The organism is Amycolatopsis sp. FDAARGOS 1241, assembly GCF_016889705.1.
GTDB lineage: Bacteria > Actinomycetota > Actinomycetes > Mycobacteriales > Pseudonocardiaceae > Amycolatopsis.
In genome coordinates, this window is the sequence record NZ_CP069526.1 from 7687765 (window position 1) to 7705454 (window position 17690).

General features: G+C 71.0%; 16 protein-coding genes. 9 read left to right on the forward strand and 7 right to left on the reverse strand.

The window, feature by feature from the left end; all coding sequences use genetic code 11:
• Positions 1-191: 191 nt before the first annotated feature.
• The 3 genes from I6J71_RS37390 to I6J71_RS37400 all read right to left on the reverse strand — a co-directional run bounded on the left by I6J71_RS37390 (position 192) and on the right by I6J71_RS37400 (position 3153).
• Positions 192-1046, reverse strand: a complete 855-nt coding sequence (locus I6J71_RS37390; RefSeq protein WP_204091169.1) for a DUF11 domain-containing protein — start codon at positions 1044-1046, stop codon at positions 192-194.
• A 151-nt stretch (positions 1047-1197) separates the two neighbouring features.
• Positions 1198-2394 carry a DNA polymerase IV gene (gene dinB, locus I6J71_RS37395; protein WP_204091170.1) on the reverse strand — a complete coding sequence of 399 codons (1197 nt, stop codon included), beginning with the start codon at positions 2392-2394 and terminating at the stop codon, positions 1198-1200.
• A 198-nt stretch (positions 2395-2592) separates the two neighbouring features.
• Complete coding sequence (locus I6J71_RS37400) at positions 2593-3153, reverse strand: TetR/AcrR family transcriptional regulator (RefSeq protein ID WP_239154136.1); 561 nt, start codon at positions 3151-3153, stop codon at positions 2593-2595.
• A gap of 123 nt (positions 3154-3276) precedes the next feature.
• Here I6J71_RS37400 and I6J71_RS37405 point away from each other — a divergent pair, with 123 nt between their 5' ends.
• Together I6J71_RS37405 and I6J71_RS37410 are read left to right on the forward strand one after the other, a co-directional pair.
• The gene (locus I6J71_RS37405; protein WP_204091172.1) at positions 3277-4197 is read left to right on the forward strand and encodes an SDR family NAD(P)-dependent oxidoreductase; all 921 of its coding nucleotides are present in this window, start codon (positions 3277-3279) and stop codon (positions 4195-4197) included.
• A gap of 82 nt (positions 4198-4279) precedes the next feature.
• Positions 4280-4921: an HAD family hydrolase gene (locus I6J71_RS37410; protein WP_204091173.1), complete on the forward strand. Its 642-nt coding sequence runs from the start codon at positions 4280-4282 to the stop codon at positions 4919-4921.
• Positions 4922-4925: 4 nt separating this feature from the next.
• On the opposite strand, the gene I6J71_RS37415 is transcribed toward I6J71_RS37410, so the two are convergent.
• Positions 4926-6425, reverse strand: a complete 1500-nt coding sequence (locus I6J71_RS37415; RefSeq protein WP_204091174.1) for a serine/threonine-protein kinase — start codon at positions 6423-6425, stop codon at positions 4926-4928.
• A gap of 133 nt (positions 6426-6558) precedes the next feature.
• Here I6J71_RS37415 and I6J71_RS37420 point away from each other — a divergent pair, with 133 nt between their 5' ends.
• The 6 genes from I6J71_RS37420 (at position 6559) to I6J71_RS37445 (ending at position 13215) form a co-directional block, all read left to right on the forward strand.
• On the forward strand, positions 6559-7791 hold the full coding sequence (locus I6J71_RS37420) for an MFS transporter (RefSeq protein ID WP_204091175.1): 1233 nt from the start codon (positions 6559-6561) through the stop codon (positions 7789-7791).
• A gap of 1579 nt (positions 7792-9370) precedes the next feature.
• A complete protein-coding gene (locus I6J71_RS37425; RefSeq protein WP_239154137.1) occupies positions 9371-10609 on the forward strand; it encodes a diguanylate cyclase in 1239 nt (412 codons plus the stop codon).
• A 99-nt stretch (positions 10610-10708) separates the two neighbouring features.
• Positions 10709-11521 (forward strand): heavy metal-binding domain-containing protein, encoded by an 813-nt coding sequence (locus I6J71_RS37430; RefSeq protein ID WP_239154138.1) that lies wholly within the window; start codon positions 10709-10711, stop codon positions 11519-11521.
• On the forward strand, positions 11518-12336 hold the full coding sequence (locus tag I6J71_RS37435) for a heavy metal-binding domain-containing protein (protein ID WP_239154139.1): 819 nt from the start codon (positions 11518-11520) through the stop codon (positions 12334-12336). Before I6J71_RS37430 ends, I6J71_RS37435 begins: the two co-directional genes overlap by 4 nt.
• Positions 12336-12752 (forward strand): hypothetical protein, encoded by a 417-nt coding sequence (locus I6J71_RS37440; RefSeq protein ID WP_239154140.1) that lies wholly within the window; start codon positions 12336-12338, stop codon positions 12750-12752. The genes I6J71_RS37435 and I6J71_RS37440 overlap by 1 nt, the downstream gene beginning before the upstream one ends.
• Before the next feature lie 46 nt (positions 12753-12798).
• Entirely contained in the window at positions 12799-13215 is a 417-nt protein-coding gene (locus tag I6J71_RS37445) for a VOC family protein (protein WP_204091178.1), read from the forward strand.
• On the opposite strand, the gene I6J71_RS37450 is transcribed toward I6J71_RS37445, so the two are convergent.
• From I6J71_RS37450 to I6J71_RS37460, 3 genes are all read right to left on the reverse strand, one after another.
• A complete protein-coding gene (locus I6J71_RS37450; protein WP_204091179.1) occupies positions 13212-13967 on the reverse strand; it encodes an SDR family NAD(P)-dependent oxidoreductase in 756 nt (251 codons plus the stop codon). The genes I6J71_RS37445 and I6J71_RS37450 overlap by 4 nt on opposite strands.
• Before the next feature lie 71 nt (positions 13968-14038).
• Entirely contained in the window at positions 14039-14638 is a 600-nt protein-coding gene (locus tag I6J71_RS37455; RefSeq protein WP_204091180.1) for a GTP cyclohydrolase II, read from the reverse strand.
• A 5-nt stretch (positions 14639-14643) separates the two neighbouring features.
• On the reverse strand, positions 14644-16095 hold the full coding sequence (locus I6J71_RS37460) for a carbohydrate kinase family protein (RefSeq protein ID WP_204091181.1): 1452 nt from the start codon (positions 16093-16095) through the stop codon (positions 14644-14646).
• 511 nt (positions 16096-16606) lie between these two features.
• Between I6J71_RS37460 and I6J71_RS37465 the strand changes: the two genes are divergently transcribed.
• Positions 16607-17680: an OmpA family protein gene (locus I6J71_RS37465; protein WP_239154141.1), complete on the forward strand. Its 1074-nt coding sequence runs from the start codon at positions 16607-16609 to the stop codon at positions 17678-17680.
• Positions 17681-17690: the final 10 nt, after the last annotated feature.

Here is a 17690-nt window from a genome sequence, read left to right on the forward strand (position 1 = left end):
AACACGGCGCACCGGGTCGGAATTGTTATCCGGGCGAGGTGGACAAACGCCGTGGAAAATGTCTTGTCGACCCGATCGGGTGAGGAACGAAAAATTCCACCGAAGCCTTGTTGATGAAGATCGACGACGGCGGCGAAAAACGGCCCCGCTTCCCCCGAGGGAAGCCGGGCCGTTTTCTATCGCAGGGGCGGTCAGCAGCTCAGCAGCAGGCTGGTGACGGCGCGGCAGGAGCGCGACGCCTTGTCATTGGCCGCGTTGGGGTCAGCCGGCGAACTCGCCTGGCGCTGGGCCGTGGTCGTGAACGTGCCGATGGTCAGCAGACCGGCGCGGGCGGTGAAGCTCGCCTTGGCCGACGCGCCGGACGCGATCGACGGGACGGCGCAGGTGACCGTGCGCCCGGAAGCCGTGCAGTCCGCCGACTTCGCGAACTGCAGGCCGCTGGGCAGCGAGGCCTGCAGCTTGACGCCGGTGGCGGCGGCCGGGCCGCTGTTCTTCGCGGTGATCGTGTATGTGAGCTGCGAGCTCAGCACGCCGGTCGGAGCGGCCGTGAGGGACACCCCGACATCGGCGGAGTCCATGGCAGGTGTGATGGTGACGGCGGGGCCGTCGAGCGTGTCGAAGGCGTAGTTGTCGCCCACGAACTGGTCCTGGAGGGTCACCGAACCGTCGGGCGCGGTGTCCTTGACCTTGAGGGTGAAGGTGACCGTGGCACCCTGGCCCGGTCCCAGGTCGCCGACGCCCGCGCGGAGGCTGCTGCCCAGCACGCCGCACGCGACGTCGCACGACACCACGTCGACGACGTCGGTGATCGGCGTTTCCTTGCCGTAGAGGGCGGCTTTCGCGCCGGTGACCGTGAAGTCGCGGTCGTTGAAGAGGGTCTCGGTGACCGTGAACGTCTCGCCGCGCTGCAGGCTCGTCGCGCTCACGTCGATGGCGCTGCTCGGCGGGGCGGCCCCGGCCGCCCCGGGCGCGACGAACAGCATCCCGGCGGTGGCCGCGACCGTCGACAGAATTGTGATGCTGCGCCGGCGTCTTTGCTTGTCCATGCGTCTCACATTTTCGTCCGAAGGTACGTTTTTCGATTTTTCGGGAAAGCTCGGGAAAAGGTAGCTGCACCTCCGTCGCCGGACGGGGCCCGTTCGTTACACGGGTTTTTCGGGCAGGCGGCGGAGGACAGGTGGAGACCACGCTCAGTGATCAATCCGGCAGCAACGGCACCGACATCCCGGGGTCGTGGCCGAGCAGGGCCGCGCGGGTGATGGCCGAGCTGCCGAACCGGTCACGGATGCCGTCGACGGCCGAGTCGACCGCCACCCCGTCCTCGACGGCGAACGGCAGCACCAGCTGTACCGAGCCGTGCCTCGTCAGGTTCGAGAACGACACCCCGATCAGCGTCAGGCCGCGGTCGCAGACCAGCGATTGGGACTCCAGCAGCAACTTCCGCGCGGCGGCGAGCAACGTCTCCGTGTGGTCGGTCGCCTCGATCAGCGTCCGCGACCGCGTGGCCCGTGTGAAGTCGGCGAACCTCATGCGGAGCACCACGGTCCGCGTCAGCCGTGACGCGCCCCGCAGCCGCCGGGCAAGATGGTCCACAATGGACACCAGCAGTTCGTCGAGCTCCGCCATCGACCGGCGGCGCCGGCCCAGCGCGCGCTGCGAACCCATCGACCGCCGCCGGCGGCCCACCTGGACGGGCCGGGGATCCCGCCCGTGCGCCAAGGCGTGCAGGTGGTGCCCCGCGCCGCGGCCCAGCATCGACACCAGGTCCACTTCGGGCAGTTCCGCCACCTGCCGCACCGTGCGGATCCCGCGCGAGCGCAGCTTCTCCGACGTCACCTTGCCCACGCCCCACAGCCGTTCGACCGGCAGCGGGTGCAAGAACTCCAGCTCCCGCTCGTGCGGCACCACGAGCAGCCCGTCGGGCTTCGCGACCGCGCTCGCGACCTTCGCGAGGAACTTCGTGCGCGCGACCCCGACCGTGATCGGCAGCCCGACGCGCGCGAGCACGTCCGCCTTCAACCGCCGCGCGATCTCGGCCGGCGTGCCCGCGATGCGCCGCAGCCCGCCGACGTCCAGGAACGCCTCGTCGATCGACAACCCCTCGACGACCGGCGTCGTGTCCCGGAAGACCTCGAACACCGCCTTGCTCGCCGCGCTGTACGCCGCCATCCGCGGGGGCACGACGATCGCGTGCGGGCACAGCAGCAGGGCCTGCGCGCCGCCCATCGCGGTGCGCACGCCCCGAGCCTTGGCCTCGTAGCTCGCCGCCAGCACCACGCCGCCACCGACGATCACGGGCCGCCCGCGCAGGCGCGGATCGTCCCGCTGCTCGACCGACGCGTAGAACGCGTCGAGGTCGGCGTGGAGAATGGGCCCTTCGGTCGACACGAACACATGTTCGCATCGAACGCCGACAAAACTGGCCCGCTTGTCACCTGAACGGCGCAATCAAGCCAGGGGCACAGCGCTGCAACCCCGTTCATCCGTAGCTCACGGCGATCCCGCGTGTCGACCAGGACGGTGCCCGACTGCTGCATCGCGGCGAGGATCCGGCGCCCACACCGGACGCCGGCCGCACCCAGTGGTCAGTGGTCAGGCGCCGTAGCGGAGGCCGTCCAGCAGCAGGTCCAGCAGCCGCCCGGCCTGGGCGCGCTGCGACGGCGCACCGGCAGCAAGGGCGATCCCGCTGAGCCCGATCAGGACGTCGTCCACGAGCACGTCGGCGCGCAGCGCCCCCGCGGCGGTCAGCGGTTCGAGGAGCTTCCCGATCGTCGAGTTCAGCCGGTCGCGGCTGTGCGCGTACGGGTCGCCGCCTGACGCGATCACGGCGCGCAGGGCGTCGGACATGCCGATCTTCGTGGTCATGTAATCCACGAATCGGTCCATCCACGTGCGCAGCGCCTGTTCCGGGGGGAGCTCCTCCAGCAGCACCGGACCGGCGTCGCACAGCTGGTCCAGCTCGTTGCGGTACGCCGCCTCGATCAGCGACTCCCGCGTCGGGAAATGCCGGTAGAGCGTGCCGATGCCGACCCCGGCGTCTTTCGCGATCGCGTCGAGCGTGGCGCCGAGGCCCTTCTCGGAGAACAGCCGGACCGCGGATGTGAGCAGGAGGTCGCGGTTGCGCCGCGCGTCGGCGCGCAGTGGCTTCGTCACGTCGTCATCACCTCGTACCCCTTCCGGCTGGCCCCACTCAAGCATACTTGCAATCGGAGGGTCCTCCGGTTAATGTCGAGCCAACCGGAGGATTCTCCGCAAAGCCTTAAGGAGAGGACCGCCATGCGCATCACCACCCCGTTCACCCGGGAATCCACCGCCGCCGACATCGTCGCGGGCGTCGACCTCTCCGGCCGCCGCGCCATCGTCACCGGAGGAGCGTCCGGGATCGGCGTCGAGACCGCCCGCGCGCTGGCGCGGGCCGGCGCGGAAGTCACGCTCGCCGTCCGCAACACCGAAGCCGGTCACCGCACGGCCGCGGACCTCAGCGCGACGACCGGCAACGAGGCGATCGACGTCCGGCACCTCGAACTCGCCGACCGCGATTCCGTCGCCAAGTTCGCGAGCGACTGGCAGGGCCCGCTGCACATCCTCGTGAACAACGCCGGCGTAATGGCCGAACCGCTCACCCGGACGCGCGAGGGCTGGGAGCACCAGTTCGCCACCAACCACCTCGGCCACTTCGGCCTCGCCGTCGGCCTCCACGACGCGCTCGAACGAGCCGGCGACGCGCGCGTGGTGTCCGTCAGCTCCAGCGCCCACCTGCGATCGGGCGTCGTGTTCGACGACATCCACTTCGAGCGCCGCGAGTACGAGCCGTGGTCCGCCTACGGCCAGAGCAAAACCGCGAACGTGCTCTTCGCAGTCGAGGCCACCCGGCGCTGGGCCGCCGACGGCATCACCGTCAACGCGCTCATGCCCGGCGGCATCCGCACCGCGCTGCAGCGCCACCACGAGGGCAACGCCGAGTTCGAAGCCGTGGCCAAGGATTTCGCCTGGAAGACGCCGGAGCAGGGCGCGGCGACGTCGGTGCTGCTCGCCGCGTCTCCCCTGCTGACGGGTGTCAGCGGCCGCTACTTCGAGGACTGCGACGAGGCCGCGCCGAACGTGCCGCCGGCGCGCGACGGGGTCGCTGCCCACGCACTCGACCCCGCGGCGGCGGCGCTGCTGTGGGAGGTGTCGCTGGAGCTGCTCGCCCGCTGATCCGACGGACGTCGTGCGCTGCTCGGGTTCGTTGTGCCCGATCGGCGTGCGGCAGCGGGCGGTGTCCGCTTAGGGTCGTTCCGTGCGGCTCGTGCTGTTCGACCTCGACGACACCCTCGTCGACCGCGCGGAGGGATTCCGGCGGTGGGCCTGGGAGTTCTGCGCGGAGCACCGGCTGACGGCCGACGACGCGGCGTGGCTCACTGCGGCCGACGAAGACGGGCACGCACCTCGCGAGGCGTTCTTCCAAGCCGTGCGCGACCGCTTCACGTTGAAGGACACAGTGGCCGAGCTCCTCGAGTTCTACCGCCGGCGGCACCCGGTGCTGATCCCCGCCGCGCCCGGCGTGCTCACGGGCCTGCCGCGCCTGCGCGCCGCGGGCTGGCGCATCGGCGTGGTGACCAACGGCAACGCCGAGCAGCAGCTCGCGATCCTGCTGCACACCGACGTCGCCGGACTCGTCGACGGCTGGGCGATCTCGGGGCACGAAGGCGTCGGCAAACCGGACCGGCGGCTGTTCGAGATCGCGGCGGAACGGTGCCAGGCACCGCTGGCCGATGGCTGGATGGTCGGCGACGGCGCGCGCGCCGACATCGCGGGCGGCCGGGCCGCCGGCCTGCGCACGGTGTGGGTCGACCGCGGGCGCGTGTGGAGCGGCGACGAGAAAGCCCCGGACCACGTCGTCGCCGACGCGGCCGGGGCCATCGAACTCCTGCTGGAGTGAGGGGTCAGGTCCCTTCGCGAGCGATCTTCCAGGCACCGTTCTCGTTGACCATGGTGTAGGTGTGGTGCTCGTCGGAACGCACACCGGACTTCTTTACGTAGTGCACCGTGGCGCTCACCTGGTTCGCGCCGACCTGTTTCACGTCGCTGACGCTCACACTGGCGATTTCGCCCCAGAACGAGTCATAGCTCGCGCGACTTTGGGTGCTGCCGTGCGACTCGAACGAACTGGCCAGCATCGAGTAGCCGGCGTCCAGGTTGCCCGGCAGCAACCCGAAGTACTGCTGCACGGCCGCTTCCATGCTCTCCGCCGGGTTCGCGGCGCTGCTTGGCGTCGGCGGCGCGCTGCTGGACGAAGACGGCGTGCTCGGCGGCGGTGGCGTCTGCGAGTTCGTGGTGGTCGGCGGCGCCGTGGTGCTGGGAGCCGAGGAGTTCACGACGGGGGCGGGCGCGCCGCCGTTCGCGGTGGGCGACGGGCTGTCGTTGCGGGTGAGCAGCACGATGACCACGACGACGAGCACCACGACCACCGCGCCGGCGCCGGCGAGGATCATCGGGCGCCGTCTTCGGTCGACGGGGGCCGGGGCTGGGGTCGTCGGCGTGGCGGCGGGAGCGGCCGCGGGCGCGGCGGCCGGGACCGGAGCGGGCACCGTCAGGGGAACGGGCACCGACGCGACAGGCGTGGCGTGGCCGTCGAGCTCGCGCAGCTCGGTGAGCACCTCGGCCATGGAGGGCCGGTCGTCGGGCTTGAGCTCGAGCAGCTTGAGCAGCAGCGGTTCGAGCCTGCCGGCCTGCTTCGGCGGGTTGATCGAACCGCTGGACACGCGGTACAGCAAGGCGATCGCGTTGTCGGCCGTGCCGAAGGGCGGCTCGCCCTCCACCGCCATGTACAGCGTGGCGCCGAGGGCGAAGACGTCGGAGGCGAACGTCGCTTCCTCGCCGCGCGCGACCTCGGGCGCGAGGAACGCGGGCGTGCCGGAGATCTCGCCGGTGGCGGTCAGCGTGACGTCGCCGACCGCGCGGGAGATGCCGAAGTCCGTGACTTTGACGGTGCCGTCTTCGCCGAGCAGGACGTTGCCGGGCTTGACGTCGCGGTGCACGATGCCGGCGCGGTGCGCGGCGGCCAGCACACCGGCGAGCTGCACGGCGATGGGGATGACCTCGTCGACGGACAGGGGGCCGTCGTCGTGCAGCTTCGCGGAAAGGCTGCGCGACGGCAGGTACTCCATGATCAGCCACGGCCGGTCTTCGTACTCGACCACGTTGAACACGGAGATGGCGTTGGGGTGCTGCAGGCGCGCGGCGATGCGGGCCTCGCGCATGGCGCGGCTCTTGGCCTCGTCGAGCTTTTCCTCGCCCTGGTTCACGGGCATGAGGAGTTCTTTAACCGCGACGACGCGGCCGAGGATCTTGTCCTCACCGCGCCAGACCATGCCCATGGCGCCGCTGCCGATGAGCTCGACGAGCTGGTAGCGACCGGCGATCTGCCGGCTCTCCTCGGTCAACGAAAAACCCCTCGGTACGACGTTCACGGACGGCGATCGCCAAGTTTTTCACGGCGCTCACCCGAGTGTCCCGACGACCCTCCGGTGGGGGTGGGGTTTGCTCCGTGTGGCTGAGCCGGGACACTCTGATCACATGAGCGCCCGCGCCCCCTCGTTCCGGAACGTGTTCGGCGTGGCGGAATTCCGGTCTCTGTGGCTCGCGCACGTGCTGTCGGTCGCCGGTGATCAACTGGCCCGGGTCGCGCTCACAGTGCTCGTGTTCGACCGTACCGAATCCGCGGGCTGGGCGGCGCTCACGTACGCGTTGACCTACCTGCCCGACCTCTTCGGCGGTGCGCTCGGCGGTCTCGCCGACCGCTTCCCGCGCCGGGCCGTGCTCGTGGTGGCCGACGTGCTGCGCGCGGTGCTCGTGGCCGTGATGGCGATCCCGGGGCTGCCATGGCCGGCGGCCGCGGCGCTGCTCGTGGTGGTCCAGCTGGCGGCGGGGCCGTTCCAGTCGGCGCGGCAGGCTGTGCTGCCGGACATCCTCGGGCCGGACCGGCTGCCCGTCGGCCAGGCCGCGCTGTCCTCGACGTACCAGGCGGCGCTCGTGATCGGCTTCGGCGCCGGGGCTGCGGTGGTCGCGTGGCTCGGGGTCGCGGGTGCGCTGTGGGTCGACGCGGTGACGTTCGCCGTGTCGGCGCTCGCGCTGCGCTGGGGGCTGCGGCCGCACCCGGTAGACGTCGTCGCCGAGCGGAAACCCCAGTGGGCGACGCTCGTCGCGGGCTGCCGCCTCGTCGCGCGGGACCGGCGGCTGCGGTCACTGCTGGCGATCGCGTGCTGCTGCGGGTTCTACGTGGTGCCCGAGGGCCTGGCCGTCCCGATCGCCGCGCAGCTCGGCGGCACGGGGGTGCTGCCGTGGCTGCTGATCGCCAACCCGATCGGCACGCTCGTCGGCGCCGTGCTGCTTAGCCGGCTGCCGCGCGTGCGCCAGGCACGGCTGCTGGGCCCGCTCGCGGTCGCGACCAGCCTCGTGCTGCTGCCCACGGGATGGACGCCCGGCGTAGCGGTCACCGTGGTGCTCTGGACCATCTCGGGCGCGCTGTCGGCGCACGACCTGATCACACAGGTCCAGTACAGCCTCGCCGCCCCGCCCGAGCAGCGCGGCCAGGTGATCGGCGTCGCGATCGCCGCACTGCGCGCTTCGCAGGGCTTGGCCATCGCGGCCGCCGGGGCGCTGGCCCAGGTGCTCGCGCCCACCACCGTGGTCGCCGTCGCGGCCGCCACCGGCGCGACGGTCGCCGCCCTCGCCGCCACGGCCTGGACCCGAGCGGCCTGGCCTCGCCGAAGCCCCCTCGACGAGGCCACACCACCGGCGGCGCCCTGACCGCCACGCCGCGGCTGGTGACCGGCGGGGCCCTGTCGCGGGCAGTCAGCTGATCCAGTTGTTGTCACGCATGCCTTTCACCCCCTCGAAGGGCTTTTCGCCGGGTTCGGTCAGCAAGTCCAGTTGTTGTCACGCACGGGGTCGCTCCTCTCGGGTCGTCGGGGCCAGACGGGCGGGGTGCGGGCTCAGCGAGTCCAGTTGTTGTCACACACCGGCTCACTCCTCTCAGGTCACGTGGCGAGTTGGTCGGGTTCAGCAGGTCCAGTTGTTGTCGCGCATCCGTTCGCTCCTCTCGGGTCACCTGACTGGTTGGCCGGGTTCACCAGTTGTTGTCACGTATCCGTTCACTCCTCTCGGGTCACGTAGGTAGCCGGTCGGGTCGAGCTCAGCGGGTCCAGTTGTTGTCGCGCATCCGTTCGCTCCTCTCGGGTCACGTAGGTGGCCGGTCGGGTCGAGCTCAGCGGGTCCAGTTGTTGTCACGCATGCGCTTGCACCTCCGGATTCATCGGGCCACAGGGGCGGGGTCGGGCTCAGCGAGGCCAGGTGTTGTCACACACCGGCTCACCTCTCCCAGGTCGTGGTGGTCTGCCGGTCAAGTCAGCGGGTCCAGTTGTTGTCGCGCACCGGTTCGCGCTCCTCTCGGTTCGGCAAGTCGTTGACGGCGCGGGTTCAGCGGGACCAGTTGTTGTCGCGCACAGCCGGGCCTCTCTCGCGCCGTGGGGCGTCTCGGTCGCTTTCACTCACCAGTTGTTGTCCTGCATGGCGGAAAACTCCTCTCAGTCACTGGGATTGGAACCACTGCGAGCTCCAGGGCCGGCTCACCAGTTGTTGTCGCGCATGCGCTCGCTCCTCTCGGCTCGTCGCGGTGTCCGGGTCGACCGGGTCAGCGGGTCCAGTTGTTGTCGCGCACGTCAGCCACCTCCTCTCGGGCCGGACCGGGGCCGGGCCGGTAAGAATGCACGGTCACGCCAGGGATTGCCGACCGTCCTCGGTCACCAGTTGTTGTCCTGCATCGCAGAAACCTCCTCTCACTTCCCGAAACCGCCGAAACCGCCGAAACCGCTGGAGATCGCGAACCCCTGCCGCATCCAACGACCGGGCTCACCAGTTGTTGTTTCGCACAGCGGAAGCTCCTCCCGAGAGCAGGGAAAACCCTCGACCTCAGGTCGAGCCGAAGGGTCCAGACCAATCCGGACCGATCACGCGACCTACCGCAAGAAACCCACCACCAGCCGTCGCAGACGGTCGCGGCCGGCGCGGCGACCGGGGGTTATGCAGCACTCGCACGTCACTGACCGTGGTTGCCGCACGTCAGTGGTGGTTACGCGGAGACCGCGGATTCCCAGGTCCACTGAGGAATCACGGCGGGCCACCGCTACACCCAGTGGTCACCTCCCCTCTGCACCGTCGGACGCTGGGCTGTCCGGGCGAAATTTCCCGGCCGACTCCCAGACTCCGGACGACGGGCGGCACGCGGCGCGCCTCGTCGTTTACGGTAGAAGCCAACCGGGTGAGGTGAAGAGTGCGCGGACGAGCAAACCGGTCTGCCGGATGGTTCACGGGCTGGCGCCTTTGGCGGTTGCCCCCCTACGTCCGCACGTATGTGGTCCTCGTCAACTTCGTGGCGATCGCCGCGTCGCTGAGCACCGCGTGGCTGGTGCCGGTGCACCAGGCGGACCTGATCCGCTTCGGCGTGCTGGCCGTGTGCGCGGCCGCGGCCATCGAGGCCACGCGGCACATCGAGCGCCAGCGCGAGTACAACCGCGCGCCGACCGTCGCGTACGTCGACACGAAGGCCGTGTGGAGCATCGCGGCCGTCGTGGCGCTGCCGGCGGTGCTGGCCACGGCGATGGTGGTGTTCACCTACGCCGTCGCGTGGTGGCGGGTCTGGCCGCGGGAACGGCCGGTGCTCCCCCACCGCTGGATCTTCTCCGCCGCGACCGTCCTGTGCGGCACGCAGGCCGCGGTCACCGTGCTCGCGCTGGGCATGCACCACTACCCCGGTGTGCCCGCCCCCGGCTTCCTGCCGGGCCTGACCGACCTCGTCGTGATCATCTTCGCGGCCGCCCTGCGCTGGGCCATCAACACGGCGCTGGTCATGGTCGCCATCGCGCTGTCGAGCCCACCGCGGTCGCTGTCGGACCTGTTCTCCGGCTTCGGCGACCAGCTGCTGGAAGCCGGCGCGATCGGCCTCGGGCTGGTCACCGCCGCCCTGCTGCTGCTGGCGAACCCGCTGGTGCTGGTCGGCGTCGTCGTGGCGCTCGTGGCCCTGCACCGCGGCCTGCTGCTCGCCCAGTTCCAGCGCGACGCCCGCACGGATGTGACCACGGGGCTGGCCACCAAACGCTGGTGGCGCACGCTGGCCGAGCAGTACCTCGAACGCGCCCGCACCGGCAACGGCACCGTCGGCGTGCTCCTGCTCGACCTCGACCACTTCAAAGCCATCAACGACACCTACGGCCACCCCACGGGCGACCTGGTGCTGCGTGAGATCGCGATCGCCCTGCGCAGCGAGGTGCGGGAGCAGGACATCTGCGGCCGCTGGGGCGGCGAGGAGTTCGCGATCATCCTCCCGAACGTGCCGACCATGGAGCACCTGAGCCACCTCGCCGACCGCATCCGCCGGCGCATCCCGCAGGTCGTCGTCGCCCTGCCCGAGCGCGACACCGTGATCAGCGACCTGACGGTGTCCATCGGCTGCGCGATGTACCCGGCCGAGCACCTGACCGGCGTTGACGACGTGCTGGTCGCCACCGACACCGCCCTGTACCGGGCGAAGCAGGCGGGCCGCAACCGAGTGGAGCCCGCCACACACTGACAGCCGTTCCGGACAAGCCCGCCTTCCGTCCCGACGCGCCTTCCCCCTCGTGCCACGATGGACGGTGAGGGCCCCGCCGAGGCCCGCGAGGAGGTCCGAGTGCCCGACTGGGATGGCCGTGGGCTGCCGCCGGTCGCGCGGGCGCGCGTCGACCGGGCCGGTTCCTCCGGCCTGCGCACCTCGCTGCTGAGCGTGCCCGCGGCGGTCGGCTCGGAAGTCGCCGGATTCACCCCCGTGGGGGAGGTCATGGGGTGCGTCGTCGAGCGGCTCGGCTGGGTTTCCGGCTTCGGCGTCACCCCCAACCAGCAGGCCGTGATCTACGCCGACGCGCTCCGCCAGGGCTACCGCGTCGCGCTCGACCGCCTGCGGCTCGAGGCGGAGGCGATCGGCGCCGACGGCGTCCTGGGCATCAGCACGTCCGTGACCAGGCTCGACGAGAGCATGCAGGAGTTCGTCGCCCTCGGCACCGCCGTGCGCGCGGAGACGCGGCAACGGCCGGGGCGCGTGTTCACCACGGAGCTGCCCGGCCAGGACGTCGGCAAGCTGATGCAGGCCGGCTGGGTGCCCGCGGGCGTCGCGATCGGCATTTCGGCCCACACGACGTTCGACTACAACATGCAGTACCAGACCACGATGTGGGCCGGAAACGTCGAGGTCGACGCCCACACCCGGCTGGTCACCCAGGTGCGGGCCGACGCGCGGGCCCAGTTCCACAAGTCTGTGCAGGCCATCGGTGCCGACGGCGCGATCGTGTCGCGGATGGCGCTCGACACCTGGCAGCTCGGCGAGGTGGCCGTGGCGGGGGTGTCGAGCGTGTTCGGCACGGCCATCGCGCGCTTCCACCGGGGGCGCGCCGCACCCACGTCCGCGCTCACCATCCTGCCGCTGAACCGGATGAAGGAGGCCCAGTGACCACCACGGACCCCGCCGCGCAGCACATCCCCGAGGATGCGATGCGCCGGCTCGCCGAGATGCGGCCGGGACAGACGACGAGCCTGTTCACCTCGGACCTCAGCGTGAACGAGTTTCTGCTCGTGCGCGAAGCCGGGTTCCGCCCGCTGGGGCTGGTGCTCGGGTCGAGCATCTACCACGTCGGTTTCCAAATGGGCCGTTGGAGCAAGAACCAGGAGATGGACCGGCTCTCGGCCGCGATGTACCACGCGCGCGAGCTCGCGATGACGCGCATGGAGGCCGAGGCGGACCTGCTCGGCGCCGACGGGATCGTCGCCGTACGGCTGGAGATCGAGTTCAAGGAGTTCGGCAGCGACCTGGCGGAGTTCATCGCCGTCGGCACCGCCGTGAAGGCCGACGAACCCGGCGAGTGGCGCAACAACACCGGCAAACCGTTCACGTCCGACCTGTCCGGCCAGGACTTCTGGACGCTCGTGCAGGCCGGGTACGCGCCGCTGGGCATGGTGATGGGCACGTGCGTCTACCACATCGCGCACCAGCGGTTTCGCCAGGCGATGAGCAACATCGGCCAGAACGTGGAGATCCCGCAGTACACCGAGGCGCTCTACGACGCGCGGGAGCTGGCGATGTCGCGCATGCAGGCCGAAGCCGAGCAGTTGCACGCCGAGGGCATCGTCGGGGTGCAGCTGCTGTCACTGCCGCACCGCTGGGGCGGGCACACGACGGAGTTCTTCGCGATCGGCACCGCCGTGAAGCCACTGCGCCCCGACCACCGCATCACCAAGCCGCAGCTCGTGCTGCCGCTCACCGACTGATGGCCGGGTCAGAGCTGGGCCCGGCCGGCGAGTTCCACCTGCTGGTGGCCGCGCTGCGCGCCGACCGCGCCGACGTCGAGTCCTACTCCCGCGTGCTGTCGGAGACGCTGGGTGACGCGCTGCCGCCGGGCATGGTCGAAATCGACCGGCGGCGCAGCTTCGCCGACCGCGTCGCCGGCCGGACGGGTCAGCCGATCGAGGTGCGCGTGTCGACGCCGCACCAGCTGCTGGTGCTCACGGCCGCCCGCTCCGGCGGCGTGACGGCCGAGATCCGCCAGGTCGTCCGCGGCGTTGTCATCAGCCGCCGGGAAGCCGGCGTCGAGGAGTGGGTCACCGTGCTCGCCGAGGAGCTGCAAGCTCTGGCCTCGCGCGACGCGAAGGCTCGCGAAGCTCTTTCGCGGCTGCTGGGTGGTTGAACCGCGCGTCCTTGACCTGCCCGGTTTGCCCGGTTAGAACTCGGGAATGGACTGGACACTCGAGGTCGTCATCGTTCCCGTGTCCGATGTGGACCGCGCCAAGGCGTTCTACGCCGACGGCTGCGGCTTCCACGTCGACCACGACACCGTCGTCGGACCCGGCAACCGCGTCGTGCAGCTCACCCCACCCGGCTCCGGTTGCTCGATCGTCATCGGCGAAGGCGTGGTGCCGCCCATGCCGCCCGGCTCGTTGAAGGGCTTGCAGCTCGTCGTCGCCGATCTGCCGCAGGCGCGCGAAACGCTCGTGGCCGCCGGGATCGACGTCAGCGAGATCCAGCTCCTCGGGCCCGACCCCGGCACGGGCCGGCCCGAGGACCTGGACAACATCGGCTTCATCCACTTCACCGACCCCGACGGCAACGCGTGGGCGGTGCAGCAGATCTCCGCCCGGGGAAAGGCCTAATCGACCAGTGCGCCGCAGCTGATGTTGGCCGTGGCGGCGGTCATGGTGCGGGCGCGGTCGGACGCGACGAACGCCGCGACGGCGCCCACGTCGGCCAAGGTGGCGGTGCGGCCCAGCATCGTGGATTTCGCCAGTTCGGCGCTGAGTTGTTCAGCGGCGGGGAAGTCGGACGGCAGGGTTTCGGGGACACCGCCCGTCCGCAGCGTCACGGTGCGGACGCCGTAGCGGCCCAGCTCCGCGGCGAGCTGACGGCGCATGGCCTCCAGCGCGTGGAATGCCACCTGCAGGCCGCCGACGGAGTGCTCGCGCACCGGATCGCCGTCGCCGCCGAACACGAGGATCACGCCGGAACCCTGGCGCTTCATGTGGCGGCCGGCGGCGCGCGCGGTGAGGAACGTGGTGCGCACTGCCGTGACGACGGGCTGTTCGTAATCGGCCAAGGACATCTCCAGCAGCGGGGTGCCCTGAACGTCGCCGTGGGAGATGACGTTCACCGAGACGTCGAGGCTGCCGCCCGCGGCGACCACGGCGTCGGCGTGCGCGTCGACGGCCTGCTCGTCGAGCGCGTCCAGCTCGGCGACCTCGGCACGGCCACCCGCCGCCCGGATGTCGTCGGCGACCTTCTCCAGCCTGGCGCGGGTGCGGCCGGCGAGGAAGACGCGCGCGCCCTCCTCCGCGAACGCGCGCGCGATGGCGCCGCCGATCGCTCCGCCACCGCCGTAGACGACTGCGTTCTTGCCTTCGAGCAGCATGGGCTCTCCGTTCGTCGGGTCTTTGCCTTCGCCCGTGCGTCGAACGTGGGAGCCGCCGATCGACAGCCGGCTCAGGCGAATGTGCCGGCGGGCAGGATCGCGTGGCCGTGGCGCTCTTTGGCCTGCAGGTAGCGCACGGTGTGCTCACCGGGGTGGTCGACGACCAGCTCCTCGCGCTTCACGACGATGCCCTCGGCCTCCAGCGCGGCGACCTTGGCCGGGTTGTTCGTCAGCAGCCGCACCCTTTCCAGCTGCAGCACGGACAACAGGCGTGCGGCGTGCTCGTACGTCCGCGAATCGGCTGCCACGTTCAGGTGCGCGTAGCTCTCGTAGGTGTCGAGCCCGAGCAGCTGGCTGACCTCGTACCCGCGTGCCTTGACGCCCAGCCCCGCACCCCGGCCCTCCTGGTCGAGGTAGATCAGCACGCCGGCCCCCTCCTCGCGGATGAGCTCCAGCGACTTGTGCAGCTGCTCGCGGCAGTCGCAGTCGTTCGACGCGAAGATCTCGCCGTACAGGCACCGGGAGTGCACGCGCACGAGGCAGTCGTCCGAGACGTCACCGAACACGGCGGCGGCGGGCGGGTTCGGCCCGGGGACGTCATCGAGCACGTAGACGGTGAACGCACCGTCCGTACCGTGCAGCTCGTGCGTCCGCACGCCTTCAGAGGTCACGACGCTTACTCCAGGCTCTGTCGCTCCCGAACCCGGTCGACCTCGAAGATGGCGGGCGCCGAGTCGGTGAACTCTTCGATCGAAGGATTGGTGGTCATTGCGGCAACGGCGTAATCCAGCGCATTTTCAGTGAAGTCGCGACCTACGTCCAAGAGTTTGCGTATCAGCGCTGCCGAAAATCGTTCACGCGAAGCCGGGGTGTCGTTGAGCGGAACGTCGGGGGCTTCGATGTCCCGGCTCAAGGTGACTGTGCGGAGCCTACACCGGAAGTCTTCGACGACACAGACCGCGTGCACGCCGAGGTTCAACAGCTGCTGAGCGACCGCGTCGACGTCCGAGGGACCGTCCGGATCGGACAGCAGCCGCCGCAGCTCCCACTCGCGCCCGACGACGTAGTCGACGCCGCCGAGGTAGCGGTAGACGCCCTGCGGGGCCGAGATCGGGGGCGAAGGTTGCAGCAGTACCAACGGTTTGTGGCGCTGAGCGCCCGCGGTCGCCAGTGACCACTTCACGACCTCGACGGCGGGCTCGAAGGTCACCAGCAGCGCGTCGGCGCCGGCGAGCGCGTCGCGGATCGGGCGGCTGTGGAGATCCGCTATGGACAGTCCGACCTGCGTGTCGTTCATCCAGCCCACGTAGCTGGCATCACCACTCTGGGTGACGAGCACGGCCGTGGTGGGGGTCTTCGCGCCGGGCGTCTCCTGCACGAGATCGGTCGGCAGGCCCTCTTCGTCGAGATAGGAAACGATCGCGCGCGCGAGGTCGTCGCCGCCGACGGCCGCGATCAGCCGCGAATCGAGTTCCTGCCGGTGCAACGCCACGGCGAGGTTGAGGCCCTTGCCGCCGGGGTGGCGGCGGAACGAGGTCGCCTGCGTCGACCGGCCGGGACCGGGCACGGAGTCGACGACCCACACGTGGTCCATCACCGCGCCGCCCACGACGACGACGGACTTCGCGCCCTCGGGCCGGGGCCGGCTCAGCCGCGCGGGCGCGGCCTGCGGCGCGCCCGCGCACAGTTCGGCCAGCCGTGCGAGCGTTTGCGCCTCCTGCGAACCGCGGAGGCTGCGCACGGACATCACCGGCGGCGCGGGCACGGCGTCGAGCAGCGCGTGGAGGCGCACCCAGTTGCGGGACAGGGCGGACCGGCGCTCGCCGAGATCGTCGGCGTAGAGGCCCGCCAGCTCCGGCGCGTCGCCCGCGTGTTCGCCCAGCACGCCGAGTGCGAGCACGGCGTCGGCGACGATCCGGTCCGTGGGCGGCAGGCGGCGCACGGCGTCGGCGACCACGCGCACGATCGCCTCTTCCACGGGGGTGCCGCCGGAGACGACGGCCTGCACGGCCGGGAGCGCGACCAGCCTGCTGACGTCGACCTCGGTCGAGCCGAGGCGTTCGACTGTGAGGCCGCTCCGCTTGCGCAACCCGAGGAAGGCACCGAGGATCCCGTCGACCGTCGCCATCACGTCAGCGTATCCCCTCGGACGGCAATTGCCTCCCCCGCCTCTGGCATTTGCATTCGGGCCGCGAAAGTCACCCTGATGCCGCATCGCTCACCGCGCGGAGCGGCATTTACCCGTCGAGCACCCGCACGAAACTGGACCATTCGGGGCCCGCCCTCTCCTCGTCCGGCGGCCGTCGGTGACCCTGCGTCACAACGCGCCGGAAAATCAGTCCAACCCCAACTGGCGAACCTCTTCTGGCAATTGACGCTTAGCTCGGGCAAGTGTCATCCTGGCGCTGCTCATCGACGTTCGGGAGGTCGTCATGAAGCCCAGGTCCGATCCGCCGGCACAACCGGCCCGGCTGGTCCAAGTCCCCGCCTTTCCCATCATGCGGCGTTTCTCCCCGAGAAGCACGCGAGCACGCCGGAGAGGTTACCTCCGGACGGCAATTGCCGTCGGAGGTCTGTCACTTCTCCTTGCCGGGTGCGCGATCCCCGCCCGCAGCTTCACCCCGACCGGTGGCGACCGCGTGGTCGTGGTCGTCAGCGGCACGGCGAACGAGCCCAAGCCGTTCGCCACCGCCGCCACCCTCAAGATCCTCCGCGATGCCGCGAACAGCACCGACGTGTCGGCGCAGGGCTCAGGGAAGAGCAGCGTCGCGCTCGTGTCGGCGGCGGACGGTGGCGACGTGCCGTCGGTGGTCCTCACGCCGCGGCGCGCGGACGGGGCCCTCGAGCACGGCCTGAACCGGCCGGCGCTGATCGACAAGAACGTGCAGCTGGCCGCCGACGTCATCGGCGCGACGGCCGCGCACCGCGCCGGGCTCGACCTGCTCGGCGGCATCGACCAGGCCGTGCGCGGGATCGACCCGGGCACGCTGGTCGTCGACAGCAGCGGGCTGTCCACGGCCGGTGCGTTCGACCTGCGCCAGGTTGGCTGGACCGCCGACCCGGCGGCGATCGCGAAGCAGCTGAAGACGGCGGGGCAGCTGCCGCACCTGGGCGGCTGGCACGTGCTGTTCACCGGGCTCGGCGCCGTGGCGGGCGCGCAGCCGCCGCTGCCGACGCCCGCGCGCGACAAGCTGGGCGCGTACTGGCGGGCCATCTGCCAGGCGGCGGGCGCGGCTTCGTGCGACGTCGACCAGTCGCGGGTGCCGGCGCGCCGGCCCGAGGCGACGATCGCGACACCCGCGGTGCCGGTGCCGGGCGTGCAGTCGGTGGTCGGCCCGAGCGGGCGGATCAGCACCACCGTCGCCGACAGCGCGCTCGGATTCGCCGGCGATTCCGCGGACCTGTCCCCGGCGGCCCGTGACCTGCTGCGGTCATTGGCCGAAGGCATCAGCGCACGGCTGGCCGACCGGCCCGACGCGCCGGTGACGGTCCGCGGCTACGCGGCCGACCCGCCGGGCTCCACCGCGGCGGGCCGTCAGGAGCTCGCCACGCTGCGGGCCCAGGCCGTGGCGGGGGCGCTCAAGGCGTCCGGTGTCACCAACCCCCTCGACGCCGCCGGGATCGGCACCCAGCCCGGCGCGACGGCCGTCGTCGGCGGCCGGTTCGACGAACAGACGGCGACCCGGATGCGCCGGGTCGAGATCACGTACTGAGGAGGCAAGG

Excerpts from the sequence above, each read along its gene's own strand:
- I6J71_RS37390 (WP_204091169.1), bottom strand. The coding sequence starts at position 1,046 with ATGGACAAGCAAAGACGCCGGCGCAGCATCACAATTCTGTCGACGGTC.
- I6J71_RS37405 (WP_204091172.1), top strand. The coding sequence starts at position 3,277 with ATGCGCATCACCACCCCGTTCACCCGGGAATCCACCGCCGCCGACATC.
- I6J71_RS37420 (WP_204091175.1), top strand. The coding sequence starts at position 6,559 with ATGAGCGCCCGCGCCCCCTCGTTCCGGAACGTGTTCGGCGTGGCGGAA.
- I6J71_RS37440 (WP_239154140.1), top strand. The coding sequence starts at position 12,336 with ATGGCCGGGTCAGAGCTGGGCCCGGCCGGCGAGTTCCACCTGCTGGTG.
- I6J71_RS37445 (WP_204091178.1), top strand. The coding sequence starts at position 12,799 with ATGGACTGGACACTCGAGGTCGTCATCGTTCCCGTGTCCGATGTGGAC.
- I6J71_RS37450 (WP_204091179.1), bottom strand. The coding sequence starts at position 13,967 with ATGCTGCTCGAAGGCAAGAACGCAGTCGTCTACGGCGGTGGCGGAGCG.
- I6J71_RS37460 (WP_204091181.1), bottom strand. The coding sequence starts at position 16,095 with ATGGCGACGGTCGACGGGATCCTCGGTGCCTTCCTCGGGTTGCGCAAG.